This window comes from Chryseobacterium antibioticum (assembly GCF_012927325.1).
GTDB classification, from domain to species: domain Bacteria; phylum Bacteroidota; class Bacteroidia; order Flavobacteriales; family Weeksellaceae; genus Chryseobacterium; species Chryseobacterium antibioticum.
The window spans coordinates 1-13803 of record NZ_JABBGI010000015.1; the positions used below are offsets into that span (position 1 = coordinate 1).

11 protein-coding genes and 13 tRNA genes are annotated in these 13803 nt (G+C 37.4%); 1 reads left to right on the forward strand and 23 read right to left on the reverse strand.

From position 1 onward, the window contains the following. Positions 1–293 precede the first annotated feature (293 nt). Positions 294–740 (forward strand): VOC family protein, encoded by a 447-nt coding sequence (locus HHL23_RS12545; protein ID WP_169235151.1) that lies wholly within the window; start codon positions 294–296, stop codon positions 738–740. A gap of 42 nt (positions 741–782) precedes the next feature. On the opposite strand, the gene HHL23_RS12550 is transcribed toward HHL23_RS12545, so the two are convergent. From HHL23_RS12550 to HHL23_RS12655, 23 genes are all read right to left on the reverse strand, one after another. Further along, a complete protein-coding gene (locus tag HHL23_RS12550) occupies positions 783–2126 on the reverse strand; it encodes an SWIM zinc finger family protein (protein ID WP_169235152.1) in 1344 nt (447 codons plus the stop codon). A gap of 2 nt (positions 2127–2128) precedes the next feature. Beyond that, positions 2129–4825: a DUF6493 family protein gene (locus tag HHL23_RS12555; protein ID WP_169235153.1), complete on the reverse strand. Its 2697-nt coding sequence runs from the start codon at positions 4823–4825 to the stop codon at positions 2129–2131. After that, the gene (locus HHL23_RS12560) at positions 4806–5906 is read right to left on the reverse strand and encodes a DUF6493 family protein (protein ID WP_169235154.1); all 1101 of its coding nucleotides are present in this window, start codon (positions 5904–5906) and stop codon (positions 4806–4808) included. The genes HHL23_RS12555 and HHL23_RS12560 overlap by 20 nt, the downstream gene beginning before the upstream one ends. A 241-nt stretch (positions 5907–6147) precedes the next feature. Beyond that, positions 6148–6345 carry a hypothetical protein gene (locus HHL23_RS22825; RefSeq protein WP_317174692.1) on the reverse strand — a complete coding sequence of 66 codons (198 nt, stop codon included), beginning with the start codon at positions 6343–6345 and terminating at the stop codon, positions 6148–6150. Between the two features lie 15 nt (positions 6346–6360). After that, on the reverse strand, positions 6361–6699 hold the full coding sequence (locus HHL23_RS22830; RefSeq protein ID WP_317174693.1) for a 3'-5' exonuclease: 339 nt from the start codon (positions 6697–6699) through the stop codon (positions 6361–6363). 124 nt (positions 6700–6823) lie between these two features. After that, a complete protein-coding gene (locus HHL23_RS12570; RefSeq protein ID WP_169235155.1) occupies positions 6824–7471 on the reverse strand; it encodes a 3'-5' exonuclease in 648 nt (215 codons plus the stop codon). 170 nt (positions 7472–7641) lie between these two features. Further along, positions 7642–8586, reverse strand: coding sequence for an MBL fold metallo-hydrolase (locus HHL23_RS12575; RefSeq protein ID WP_169235156.1), 945 nt, complete (start codon positions 8584–8586; stop codon positions 7642–7644). 49 nt (positions 8587–8635) lie between these two features. Continuing rightward, the gene (locus HHL23_RS12580) at positions 8636–9652 is read right to left on the reverse strand and encodes an RNA ligase family protein (protein ID WP_169235157.1); all 1017 of its coding nucleotides are present in this window, start codon (positions 9650–9652) and stop codon (positions 8636–8638) included. 152 nt (positions 9653–9804) lie between these two features. After that, on the reverse strand, positions 9805–10170 hold the full coding sequence (locus HHL23_RS12585; protein WP_394354155.1) for a cyclic-phosphate processing receiver domain-containing protein: 366 nt from the start codon (positions 10168–10170) through the stop codon (positions 9805–9807). Positions 10171–10222: 52 nt separating this feature from the next. Beyond that, on the reverse strand, positions 10223–10708 hold the full coding sequence (locus tag HHL23_RS12590) for a ribonuclease H-like YkuK family protein (protein WP_169235159.1): 486 nt from the start codon (positions 10706–10708) through the stop codon (positions 10223–10225). 121 nt (positions 10709–10829) lie between these two features. Next, positions 10830–10900, reverse strand: a tRNA-Trp gene (locus HHL23_RS12595). Positions 10901–10908: 8 nt separating this feature from the next. Further along, positions 10909–10981 (reverse strand) — tRNA-Gln (locus HHL23_RS12600). Positions 10982–10988: 7 nt separating this feature from the next. Beyond that, positions 10989–11061: transfer RNA gene (locus HHL23_RS12605), tRNA-Phe, on the reverse strand. Between the two features lie 68 nt (positions 11062–11129). After that, a tRNA-Leu gene (locus HHL23_RS12610) sits at positions 11130–11203 on the reverse strand. Between the two features lie 272 nt (positions 11204–11475). Beyond that, positions 11476–11547 (reverse strand) — tRNA-Glu (locus HHL23_RS12615). 85 nt (positions 11548–11632) lie between these two features. Further along, a tRNA-Tyr gene (locus tag HHL23_RS12620) sits at positions 11633–11716 on the reverse strand. A gap of 195 nt (positions 11717–11911) precedes the next feature. Next, a tRNA-Cys gene (locus HHL23_RS12625) sits at positions 11912–11993 on the reverse strand. A gap of 206 nt (positions 11994–12199) precedes the next feature. Beyond that, positions 12200–12271, reverse strand: a tRNA-Asn gene (locus HHL23_RS12630). Positions 12272–12382: 111 nt separating this feature from the next. After that, positions 12383–12457 (reverse strand) — tRNA-Pro (locus tag HHL23_RS12635). A gap of 68 nt (positions 12458–12525) precedes the next feature. Then, positions 12526–12597: transfer RNA gene (locus tag HHL23_RS12640), tRNA-Asp, on the reverse strand. Between the two features lie 7 nt (positions 12598–12604). Next, a tRNA-Arg gene (locus HHL23_RS12645) sits at positions 12605–12678 on the reverse strand. A gap of 6 nt (positions 12679–12684) precedes the next feature. Then, positions 12685–12758: transfer RNA gene (locus HHL23_RS12650), tRNA-Lys, on the reverse strand. A 105-nt stretch (positions 12759–12863) separates the two neighbouring features. Continuing rightward, positions 12864–12937 (reverse strand) — tRNA-His (locus HHL23_RS12655). Between the last annotated feature and the right edge of the window lie 866 nt (positions 12938–13803).

Sequence of the window (13803 nt, forward strand, 5' to 3'; positions counted from 1 at the left end):
TTTTTTTCTTCTCGATTTAACTGCTTGATTCACTGTTAAATATACAAAAAACAAACCAAAAAAACAATTAAAATAACTGATAATCAACGTATTAAATCCATAACTTAATGACATTGGGCTAAAGCCCACTCCTATTGATGTTTAATGAAAATATCTTTTATCTTTTATCTTTTATCTTTTAACCCATCTTTTCCACATACAAAATGTCTATCATTCATTTCCAATAAAGGAATCAGCATTCTCTGCTTTTCCCAACAGCATTGTCTAGCTTTGTGTACATTAAAATTCAAGCTATGATTAAAGGATTATATGAAACCCACGTTCAGGTTAGCAGTTTAGAAAATTCTGTACGGTTTTATACTGAGGTATTGGGTCTGAAGTTGGCGCATATGGATAAGACTCGTCCCATTGCATTTTTGTGGATCGGTGAAGGCAAAGAATTTATGTTGGGATTGTGGGAGCAGAAAGAAAACCTGCAGCCAAGACATTTTGCTTTTTCCAGCAGCCAAGAAGATATTTTAAATTATTCCGTAGACTTTCTGAAAAATAAAGATCTGAAACCTTATAACTTCCTGAAAGATGGTATTGACGAGCCCATGGTTTTTGCTTGGATGCCTGCATTAGCCATTTACTTTAATGATCCGGATGGTAACCAGTTGGAATTTATCTCCATCCTTGAAGGGGAAGGAAAACCGGAACTGGGTGTGATCTCTTATGAAGAATGGATGAAACATCAATAATAAAAAAAGGACAGTCTTGCATTATGAAGCTGTCCTTTTTATTTAAATATGTACTAATTTTTTTACGGCAAGCACATGTTTGCAGGGTCCTCTTTCACCCTGGTATTTACTGAACCACTCGCAGGTGCAACGCTCTTTGCTGTTATCGATAATTACGGTATGGTGAACACCAGTCCCTTCTACCCTGGCTTCAGTTCTGGCCAGGCTTTTATTTAATATCTGTACTTTTCCTTCGGCAATCAGTTTTTCTGCATTTTTCATGCGTGGATTTAATCCTATAATTCTGTTGAGTTGAAACGGTAATCTTCGATAGAAAAATCCGTTGTCATCAAGATCATACCCCAGAAGTCCCATAGCCGCAAGTCTTCCGGTAAGGTTATCTGTTTTTTTCAGACTTATATTTTCATCTAAAGCAAAAGCTGTAGGGTTAAAAGACTGATTGGCATAGGCATATTTATCCAGTGCGTCAATCCATTCATCAGAAATATCATCAATCAGACTCTCTAAAACGGCTCCTTCACCGGAAAACCCTCTCCAGCTTTCTCTTGACAATGAAAAACTGAACCTGATATTTCCCATATACAATTGCCACGTGGTAGACTGCATACCGGAATGAGGAAATACCTGCATCTGATCAATATAAGGAAGAAGCGGTTCCAGCAGTCGAAGCCTGTTAAGCCCTCCAATACAAACCGCATCTGCCGATTTCACAGGGGAAAACATAGCCTTATTCCCTCTTATGATCAGATAATAGTCTGATTTTACCGGACCTTTCGGTATTCCTCTGAACAGCTGCTGAGTCTGAATTTTATTAAATGTATGAAGCTTTTCTGATTCAGAGAGATAGATCTGAACCGTGCTGAGCCCTTTGATCCATTTTACAGGCAGTGGAACTTTTCTTTCCACTACTTTTTTCTCTTCTTTGTAAAGCCCTACTTCTTTTTCACCTACAGAAAGGACTATTTTTTCGTTGGGACGAATGCTTCCTAAAGCCGTGATCATCGGCTGGTTAAAATCCACATTGGTGGTTCCGTTCTCCAGAAACTCACCATCAAGGCCGTCAGGCAGTACATCTACCCTGGCATAAACGCCGGCACAATGCGAAAATCCTTCAAAACGTAACCTGCTGTTTCCTGCGGTAACGATAGGGTCTTTAAGCAGAGCCATCTGAAACGGCGACAGATTAAAGCTGGATTTCACAATATTAGACAATGTAATAAGGCATCTTGCCACTATAAACGGCTGACTGACATTTCCCCAGAAAAAGCAGGGAGCATCTGTATTCTTCTGAATCTCGCTGTACTTGGACAGAAATAATTCTTCAGATGCATCTTTTTTTATCAAAGACGATGGTCTCTGATAATGGTAAACAAGCGTATCTTCCATATCTATTTTTTTAGAAGAAGATTGCAGATTTTTTTCAGACTGGAATTGTCTTTCCAGCTATTCAGTTTTTCTTTTAAGTCTTTATCGGCTTCTGATTGGTTTAAAGCCAAAACCTCGTGATAAATATCTAATATTTTTTTAAGATTGGTAACAGGTGTTTCCATCTGCAATAAAATATGGGTAAGAAGCTCTTCCAGTGCCAGATTGTGGTCTTTGCTGACATTGAGCATCTGATTCTGAACAAGATCCGTGAATCTCTTTACAGGTGCCCATTCCAACTTTTCATGCAATCCGATTACGCGCCCCAACTGCCTATTATCCATCACTTTATGGGAAACATGTTCCAGCCAGATCTCAGCAGCAGTTCCGCGGATTACTTTGTCACCATCCAGAAAAATGGTGCCCAGAAACAGGTAACCCATAGCGTCAAGTGGCTTTTTCATCTGATGAAGTGCCTGTGCCGTATTCAGAACCAGGCTTCTTTCATAGACTTCCGCAATCCCTGAATAAAACAGGCAGTCTTTAATAATCTTAGCGAACACATTTCCAAGGGTATTTGGGAAGCTCCACATGAATGAAGGTGTTTCGGAAAAATGTTTCTGCTCTGCAACAAAGTATTCTAAGAAAAGTTGATGTTCTCTTTTTTTCAAGTGATATTTGGGTACACTGATATTAAGTTCTACCGGATAATAGGAGTTCTTTTTGCTGTCAATGGTTTTCCAGTTGTAAGCACCGGTAAGGAGTTCTTTAGGAATATCATCATATCCGAAGTCTTTGAATTCTTCAAAAATTTTCCCCGGAGAGCGTGTTATTCCTGCTGTCATCCACCATGAAGGGTGCTCAAATTTTCCTTTGGGCTCAGTATTTTTATTAAAAAAGAAAAGAAGGAGTTCTTTATATTCGTCTTTTAACTTCTCTTCAACAAGCTGCCATCTGTCTGAAGTTTTTTCCATTGAACATCGCTGCAATGCAAGCTGTACATCCAGATCATCCGGTTGTATATTTTTGTTCTGATAGATTTCAAATCTTTCTACCAATGCTTCGGGGCTTACCCAGCATGGGGCATGAGTCACCGTGGACAACAACGGTGTGGTATCTCCAGATTTTATTTTATTAAAAACATGTATGGCTATATTTTTAAATGGCTTCATAGCCACCCCACCTGCGTGGATGTCTTTGACAGGTCCGAGCTTTTTATGATAACTGGAATACGCTTCCCTTGTGGCTTCGTCGTCGCAGGTTCTTTTATATATTTTTTCCAGATTCTTAAGCTGAACAGGAAACCTTTCTAACAAGGAAAGTCCGTAATTGATAATCAGATTGCACAGCAAAACATTAAAATGATGAACTTCCCATTTTGCAATGGTTTTACACGCTTTTTGAAATACGGGTTCAAAAAGTTTTACAGATTCGTTATCTGCTTCATCAGCAAAACGGATAAGGCCTGCCAGTGCCAGATCATAATAATATGTTCCGCAATTTTCTATGGCCTGTGGAAGAAAAAACATCAGATCTTCAAAGCTTCCGGGTTCCTGAACCTGACTTTCGTCACTGATCAGTTCTAATTTTTCTGGAATGACAATATCCAGCTCCAGCTGTGTGTTTTCTATATACTGAACTAAACCAGGTCTTACATTAGCTAAAATATTATCGGCATAATGAGATAGTGCTTCTTTTATGTTGTCGGAAACCGGAATGTACCTCTGAATAATCTTTGCCGCTTTACTCTGAATGCTTTCGTCTTTGCTTACAAATGCTGCACTCAAGGCCATTTCCAGGTTTTCTGTATCCAGTTTCTTTTTTTGAAATATTTTTTCTGTTACTGTCAGGCTGGCTGCAACTACCGTTTTCACTTCTGAACTTAATAGGTTCGGAAGAAAATGAGAAAACTCCGCAGTTTTAAATTCAACAGCCGGCACTATCTTTTTCAAATGGATCAGCATGGTATTAACTGCCTTTGACTGTACAGAAGCCAGCCCTGCCATCAGTTCGTCCTGAAGCAAGACAAGTTCTTCGTCAGAAGGCTTTAATGCATTGAATGCCTCCATGAACCATCCTGTTACATTTTTATTAAAATTTCTGTTCGCTGCCAGAAGGCATTCTTTGAGAAATCTTTTTCTTTCGATTTTATTTTCGGTGACGAGTTTTTGAACTAATGGCAACCATTCTCTTTTAAAAGGAAGCGATTTTGAAGGGAATTCACACAGATACCAAAAGTGGGTCTCCAGCGTTTCCGGAGATTTGTCAAGGTCATAAGGCTGAAGGCTTAAATGATAGCCAAGCAGCTCAGGTCTCGGCTGTACATATCCTTTCTCTGCCCAGCCCAGAATATCCTGATAATCAAATGCGGTAAATTCTGCATCTATAGAATCATTGATAAAATCTGAAAACCAGTGCGGGCAGCCCCATTCCAATATGGTACTGGTTTGCTCTTTGTTTCTAAAAAGACTCCAATAGTTTTTTCCGTAATGCTTTTGATCCATGCAGACAAATGAGGCTATATCTATAATAGAATGCTGATCTGCAGAACCGGCAGTGTGGTAGGAGTTTTTCGTCATTACAATCTTACTGATCTCCCTGTCCAGTTTTTTTATAGTAGGTACCAGGGATTTTCTTTCTTCTGCGGTAAGCTGCTTCAGAAAGGGAATAATCTCATGTGCTTTTTCCTCATTAAGGATCTCATACAATCTTTCTTTCATTTGTTTTTAATTTGATGATCATTTTTTTCAGGTTATTTTCGTTTTCCCATTCTTTCAGCTTCCCGATTACAGCATCATCAGTGGGTGACTGATTGAGGTGCAACAGTTCATAATAAATCTCCAAAATCTTTTTAAGATTAAAAACCGGATGATTTATCGCTGTAAGAATGGATATCAATAGTTTTTCAAAAGCCCGGTTATGACTGGAATTCAAGCCGATAAACCCGGAAATTCCATCGGTAAGTCTTTTTACCGGAACAAGTCCGAAGTTAATGTTTTCACCGATCATTATTCCTAATGTTTCAATGTCAAAATCATCTGAAACTATCTTGTGAATAATCGCTTCAAAAGCCGTACCAGAGAAGGTTTTATCCTTACTGAACATAGCCGCGGAAAGGAATAAATAATGCACTGGCTGGAATGGAAGATCCAACTTCATCCATGCATCTAAAAATTCGGTATTGGTCCTGCTGTCATACTGGTAAACAGCGTTGGATAACGTTTCGTTATATTTTTTCGCAAAAACAGAGCCTGAAAAGTACGGAGCTGTATATAAAATACGAATCAGGTACTGATCATAAACGCCATGATATGAGTTAAATAAGTGATCCAGAAGAGGTGCTTCCGCGGAAATTTCTTTATTCTCAATCGTTATCCTAAGCTCTTCTGATGTATAATCTGAGGCCAGTGATTCTGAAAGAAGATTTGCACAAACTTCATCATTCAGTTTAAGATAGCCCTTCTGTTGCCATTCAAGAACTTTCAGATAGTCGATATTTCTTAGAAACGGGTAGCTGTTTCCAATCCATTCCGGAACATAAGATTCAAATAATTCATCGATAAGATGGATGGGTGCCGCGTAATATCCGGGAGCCCATTTTTCGTATTCATCCTGAGTACTGCTGCAGGCCAGAGTGGCCAGCATGGAGACGTGATTATAACCCCAGTCTTTATTTAGATATTTCTTTAAAATGACTGCAGTTTCTTTCTTTTCTTTTGGGGTCAGCTTTATAAGAAAAGGAACAATTTCCTTGATTCTATAATTTAAATAAATCGTTTTCAATTCATCTCCAATAAGCATAATTCCAATCTTGGGGACTAAAATAATAAAAATTGGCTGACAGACATTGAAATATCCCGATAAAGTGATTTTTTTAACAAAAAATTATGCTTTCAATAGGAGTTCTGCAATCATTTCTGAATAAAAGTTAAATGGAATTCTTATTTTTTAACTTTACTATTCTATACTCAACCTTACCTATAAAAAAACTCCCTTAAAAAAGGGAGCTATTGCTAAACTATTATATTTTTCAATTCTTACATTAACCTTGCTTCAGGCACCAATGTAAAATCTTCGCAATATTCTTTGCATCATCCACGCCTCTGTGGTGTGTACCTTCAAGCTCAAGATTCAACTCGCCTAAAGCTCTGCTCATCCCTACGCTTTTTCTGACGGTAGGATGGAGCTGTCCGAACAATGTTTTCACATTGATATGGTCATCGCTAAGTGGATAATCCACATTGAATCTTCTAGCCTAGTTCTGCAGCATATTCAGGTCATAATTACCGTAACTTGCCCAGGTAAGATCTTCAGAATCGTATTCTGCTCTCAGGATATCCAGAGCATCTTCCAGCATGATTCCTTCATCATCCAGCATATTCTGCGTTATGGAAGTCAGTTCTGTACAAAATGGACTCACCTTTGAGTACTGTGGTTTCACTAAAATGCCTTCATTTTTTGAGACCTTACCGGTTGCAGCATTCATAATGCACACCCCGATCTCGATGATCTCGCTTTCCTGGCCTCTGGGCGGTCTGTCGTCCCAACAAGTGGCTTCCAGGTCTATAATTAATATATTTTCTGTTGTTTTCATTTGTTTAAATTTTAATGTTTTTAAAGAGGGAAGATGGGAGCGCGAAGATGGAAGTTCATAGTCGACATCATTCACTTATGGCATCCGACTTCGGACTTCAAGCTTCCCTCTTCCTACTTTCTTTTTACTCCAAAATCTTCTGTAAAATTTTGGCTGCATTGTATGCATCGTCTGCACCGCTGTGGTGATTTCCTTCAAAATCCATTTTCAGGTACTCCAGGGCTCTTTTCAGGCCTATCATTTTATGAAGTCTGAAATGATCTCTGAATTCTTCCATCACATTCAGATATGGTCCGGCAAAAGGAATTTCTATTCCTAGCCAGTCGCATTGTTCGAAAATCTGTTCCTTGTCGAAGTTTCCAAAACCTGCCCATGTAAGTGTTGAAGGATGATATTCATCCAAAATCTTTTCACAGGCTTCTTCAAAATAGATTCCTTTTTCTTCGATGAGCTGTGGCGTGATTCCTGTCAGTTTTGTACAGAAATCATTGATCTCTGATCTTTCGGGAATTACATAAATGCTCTGTTTTTGGGAAATGGCTTTTGATTTTAAATCCAGCTTGCAGATCCCTATTTCTATAATATCGACCTTCTGCCCTATGGGAATCCTGTCATTTTCCCAGCAGGTAGCTTCTAAATCGATGATTAATATTTCGTTGTTGTGTTCATGGTTTTTTTGTAAAATGTAAAAAGTATTGAAGTTAAATGTATAAAGTACAATGTAAAAAGTATAAGGGCCGGTATCGTTACAATGCCGCCACTCATTACTCATTACTCATTACTCATTACTCATTACTCATTACTTATTACTTATTACTTATAAATTACATATGATCCAAAAACTCGAATGGTCTTTCTGAAAATTTTATAATATTGGCGTGACCAAAATGATGGTCTGCTGTAAAAAATATATTAGGTTTCATTTGTTTAATAATTTGTTGTTTAATTTTCGCGAAATGCTTTATAAAAAGCAGTTTCAATTTCAATAACGTCACTTTCCGTATATCTTCTCGAAAAGTGAATGGGAATGGCTTCTTTCACCTGACAGTCCTTCATGATCTTTCCTGATGCAGATGCAAAACTGTGATAATTAATTTTGGCAAACTCCTGGTCAGAATCTTTATAAAAGCTCTCGATATATATCAGATCTGCTTTGTTGAAGACTGTTTTTATCTTTTCATAATTTTCTTCCTTTGCTGCATGATCCATGATGACACCAAGTTTATAACCGGGATTAAGGGTCAATAAATGAAAAAGATCAGCTGCTTTGTAAACTGTTCCTTCCATCTCAATTTCCTTATCAGAATCACCCTTTTCAAAAGCTGTTTTCAACTCGCTGATCCACCTTCCTTTTCTGAAACCGGAAGCCTCTTCATGAAAGGTCACTGAATCTTTTTCTTTGAACAGATAAGCAATGGAAGCTGTTTTATGATCCAGAATGGCGAAATCTACTTTGACCTGATCGTCTTCAAAAAGAAAGTTCTGCGTTTTTACCAATTCCAGGTTCCAATAGGGCGGACGGAGCATATAGACGTTGATTTCTTCAGGGGAAATAATCTCCCGGATCTCATATTCAATAGCCTTTTCATCGATGAGATTCCAGGTGTAAGATTTTAACCGTGCTTCAATCTGATGATGGATATTTTTAGGTCCGCAGATCACCACTTTTTCTCCGCTACCGATCTGATGTCTGAAAATTCCGTCGAAATTTGAAAAATGGTCAATATGGGTATGGCTGATAAATACTGCCGAAACGGACTGTATTTCTTTCACAGTCAGCAAGCTGGCCTCACCGCAGTCACATAAATAATGCTTTGCTGAATTTGTAATTTTTATTAATATACTGATGTCTTCTCTCAGAAGACTTTTTATCTCTGCCTGTATCATTTTTATTAGTTTTTTAAACATAAAAAAGTTCCGGTAATATATACCGAAACTAAACTTTAAGAGTCATGAACTCTTCTTTTATAAAATCAACCACTAAAGTATTCAACTTTTTATTGATTTTTTTCTGTTCATCTTTTTCCACTGAAGTGAAAGCATCAGGGAAATCTTTTCCAAAATCTTCCAAAATATCCTGAGCAAAAAGACCTATGATTTTGCCTACTATTTTAGGTTCAAATTCTCCAACTTTGCTCACCACATTATTCAACCTGTTGACCGTAGCATATTTTTGGATCTCTTCCCAAATATGTTGAGCATTTTCAGAAAAATCTGCCGGTTTTTGAACGTGTTTGTATTCTTTTCTGACCATTTTAGATTTTTCTATCCACTTTTCATTCTTGTTTTTAAGAATGACTCTTGCTCCATTTCCAAAATATTTGGTTTTCAAAGTTTTGACAATAGTTCCTTCACACGTATTATTTTCAATTTCGGGTAAGCTTAACCAGCCCGGAATTTTAGAATCAAATACATTCGGGAACTTCAAAGCTTCTTCCAAGCTGCCCTGGAACAAAATTTTAGCATAGAAAAATCCGGTTTCCTCAAAAATCTGATTAACCCGATCTGTATCCAAATAAGTAATTCCGTTCAACTTGATGTCGAATCCATAAAATTCGTTGTGAGGCGCATATTGAATGCCCTTTTGAACTTTTATAGCATCTTTTACGGGCTCTACTTCCTGATGTTTGTAGCCACCACCGAATAATTCACCGTAGATCACTACTGTTTCCAATTCCGGATGAATGGTTTTCACCTTCTGGAACAAATCAATTACATTTTTTCTGTAACGCTCTAAAATATGGTGTGCGTTGTAGAACTTCTCATCTTTTTCAATGAAAGCGGTTCTCTTCCCGATTTTAATTTCCTTTCCATCGGTAAAGAAAGAGAAATTAGCCCCGTGAACCTTTTCCTGTAAAATGAAAATCTCATCCCAAAAACCCTGCAATCTGATCTGCTCGATCACGCGGGCCTGGTAAGCATTTTCTATAGAGTTATATGTTTTGAAAATCATTTTTTTTAGTTTTTTTAGTTTTTTTAAAGCTTAGAATATTTCCTGCAGACTCATCATTTTTAACTTCTTCCTTTCAGTCATCTTTGATATTACGATTATGCAAAGTAAAAAAGCAATGACGCAATCTTTTTGCGCTGATCTAAAAATGTTGATTACAACTTTTTAAAATTTTCCAAAAGGCTTAGAATATTCTTCTTTCCGACCGGATTCATGGAATGACAATAGAATTTGGGCAGGTCTAAATAGTTATCCATGCAATATTCTATTAACCATTTGGCACAGTCATAGCCTGTTTTTTCAGTATATTCCTGAGAATCGGGTTTCAGATAATGCTGATCTGCCAGGTCATGGTCAAAAGAAATTATTTCCGGAAGTCCTTTTTCCACTATTCTGTTGACAAATTGCTCGTAATTCCGAACAATATGCCAGTCCTTTCTGAGGAAAATATCCTGTCTGGTATAATGATACGCTTCGATCGGGTATCTTATATCATCCAGAAATAATAGTCTTTTAGTCATTTCCATTGTTTTATTTTTTAAGCCCGAAGACTTATGTTAACAATTATTTTTTTTAAACCATTATATCAGCACAATTGGAACTTGCGAATGCATACGGTTTTGCTTTAAACACATATCCCATTCCCAGAATATATCCCATAGCATCTTTCAATGCAGTGTTTGATTTAAAATCAGGATCGGTATTAATGTCTGCGTGTACTTCCATTTCCACACCATAATCATCCAGAATGGCACAGATAGCGTAAGCAATTTCTACGGATCTATTGACCTCATTCAGCATTCGTTCTTTGATACTGATCTTCTGTATTTGTCTTTCTTTTCTGATAAAGGTAAACGCTCCTTTTCCCTCACGTACAAATACTACTGCTGTAGCATAGCTGATCGCTTCGCCGTAAACGTGGGAATCTGAGCCCACACATACTTTCAGGCGGTGACCGTTAGCCTGTTCGCGGATGATGGCTTCTTCTACCAGCTGTGTGATAGGTTTTTGGAAAAAATTTCCTTTCATATTCTGCCATACTTCTTGTTGCGTTTCCATTTTTTTACATGTTTTAAGTTCTACATATGTTTATTTATAGTTGATCAATGATAATTGATTAATGATTTTGTAAGTAGTTTAACTTCTAATCTCTAGCTTCTAACCTCTAATTTCTATTTTGCACTCCGAACCGGATTCGAACCGATACCATCAGTTTTGGAGACTGAGCTGCTCCCCTTACACTATCAGAGTATTTTTTGTTGATTCATCAGGACTTGAACCTGAACAACAAGAGTCAAAGTCTTGTGTGCTGACCCATTACACTATGAATCATTTTTTGTGGATCAAAACCGAATTGAACGGTTCCCTTTTGCTTTTCAGACAAATGTGCAGACCTTCTACACCACTGATCCCTGTTTATGAGTAATGAATAATTGGTAATGAATAATCCCCAAATAACCTTATCATCATTTATGTTCTGTACGGGAAAAGGGATTCGAACCCCCAATATCTTGAGCCTAAATCAAGTGCGTCTGCCAGTTCCGCCATTCCCGTGGGTTTTATAAATGATTATTGATAAGTGATCAATCATTTTTAAGAACGTAAATTTTTTATCAATGATAATTTATCATTCATCATTTATGAATTAAGGTTGGAGAAGGTTTGTACCTATAAAACTATGCCTGTAGTTTTTGTTTGTAAGATCTTCTGCGCTCGACAAACCTTTCTCTTTCCTGTTTTTCTGTGAATGATCATATCAATTTATTTCTCAATCTGAACTTTCATGGTATTATCATTCATTATTGACTTTTGACCATTCACGTCTGTACTCTATAAGGGAATCGAACCCTTATCTTCTGCTCGAAAGGCAGGCGTCCTAACCGTTAGACGAATAGAGCATTTTAAACCAACTGACCAGGAGTCGAACCTGAACAACAAGAGTACTTTTCCTGCATGCTGCCCTTACATTATCAGCGGTTTTTGTGGAAGCGGTAGGATTCGAACCTACTCAGCAATAAAGCAACAGATTTACAGTCTGCCCCGACTCTCCAACTCCGGCGCGCTTCCCAGTATGAGTAATAGGTAATAAGCAATTAGTAATGAGCAATTTCTAACTTCTAACTTCTAATCTCTAATTTCTAACCTCTAATTTCTCTTTTGAAGAAAAACAAAGCCTGTCTTAATTTTTTGTTTGATATAAGAACTTCTTCGCTCGACAAACTTTTACTTTTTCTTCTGAACTAATCTCATTTTAGTTATTTGAGATGGCTATGGGACTCAAACCCACTCAGCTTATGCAACGGTTTTGCAGACCGCCCCGACTCTTCCACTTCGGCGAACCATCAGATGTGATTGTAAATGATAATTGATGATCGATAGTTGATAGTTGATACTGAATTTACACCCCTCCTAACTTCTAGTTTCTAACATCTAACTTCTCAATAAAAAAAGAAAAAGGTTGTCGGTATTTTCCATATTTGGCGTAAAGATCTTCTGCTCTTGACACACTTTATTTCTTCTCTTTTGAAACAATTAACATTTAGTTATCTGCGATTCCGGAAAGATTCGAACTTTCAACTTCCGGTTTAACAGACCGGCGCTCTACCATTGAGCTACGAAATCGTTTTTTGTTTGTGAATGGTCAATTGTCAATTCGTTTTACTGTCAATTTTTAAAAATTCACTTGCAACGCAAAATTCACTATTCACCATTCACTTTTGCACCAAGCAAAACTGGTCTGGAAAGCAAGATTCGAACTTGCGACCTCCCGCGTCCAAGACGGGTAAACAACCACCGTTATCTTTCCAGTTTTTCAGGTTCAGTTTCCAATTTCTTTTCCGGGAGACAGCCGGAGCTAAAATATTCTTTGAACCTTGCGGTCTATGCGGGAATCGAACCCGCAGTGCCCAAGAGACAGTCGGGCAGGTTAGCCTTTACCTCAATAGACCTTTTTTGTAATTCTGAGAGGGATCGAACCTCTACCCTTCGGTTTAGAAAACCAACGCTCTATCCAATTGAGCTACAGAACTATTTTGTAATCCCAGAAGGAATTGAACCTTCAACCCCCGGTTTAAAAGACCGGTGCTCTGACCAATTGAGCTATGAGATTGTTTTTTTTAATGTGAATGGTCAATTGTTAATTTGCTTTGCTTGTCAATTTTAAATTCACCATTGACCATTCACACTTAACAAGATTCACCATTCCTATTTATTTTGGGGTATCTTCGGGGATCGAACCCTGTTCTCCGGTTCCACAGACCGGCGCTTTACCAAATAAGCTAAAGAAACCATAAAAAAAGCACCTCTTTTCGGGAGGTGCTGTATATATTTTGACGTGTCAGATCACTGAGACCTACGTATATAAGCACCTTTTATCTATAAATTCACTATCCAGAATACATGCATATCCTTTCGGCCCTTGTCCGTCTAGTCTTGAATACTGATTAGATATGTTATGTAATTGTTTCATTATATTCTTGTTATTTAAAAAGTTTTTGAATCCTGAAAACCTGTTGCTTTCAATTTTCGGTTGCAAAGTAAATATGAAATTTTTTAATCTGCAAATTTATTTTTCATTTAATTAATTGATAGTCAATAGTTTATATTGTAATTTAAGCATATAGAATAACCGTCCGCAATATCCTGCGGATCTCTTAAATACCTAAATGACTGTCTCTCATCGGGTTACTTATCACTCTTATTTATCGTATTAAATTGACATTGTTAATTAAAAATTGTTTGTTTGTATGGTTATTTTTTTTCATTCTAAATAATTTATGGCCTAAAACACAAGAAACGCCTCGATAACTCGAGGCGTTTCTGCGGTATTTTGTTTAAATTCTTACGGGTTTATTGTAAATAATTTTCAAAGTAAGCACATTTCGCCTCATTCCATATCATCCATTCGTATCCGAATAATCCTTTTATTGAAGGGCTATCGCATAGATTTACATTGATATGTGCTCTTTGTAGTGTCATAATTTTCTGGCGCAAAGATATGAAAAATTGTTTTTCAGCCATGAAAATAATACTTTTGTTCACTGATCAGGGGGATAGTTTACTTGTGGAAATTGTTCAATTAAGAGCTTTTGAGACGGTGGCTTTGAGGACCTCAGCCACCTTATATTTGTTGGTCCAAGGGATTTTCTATAATC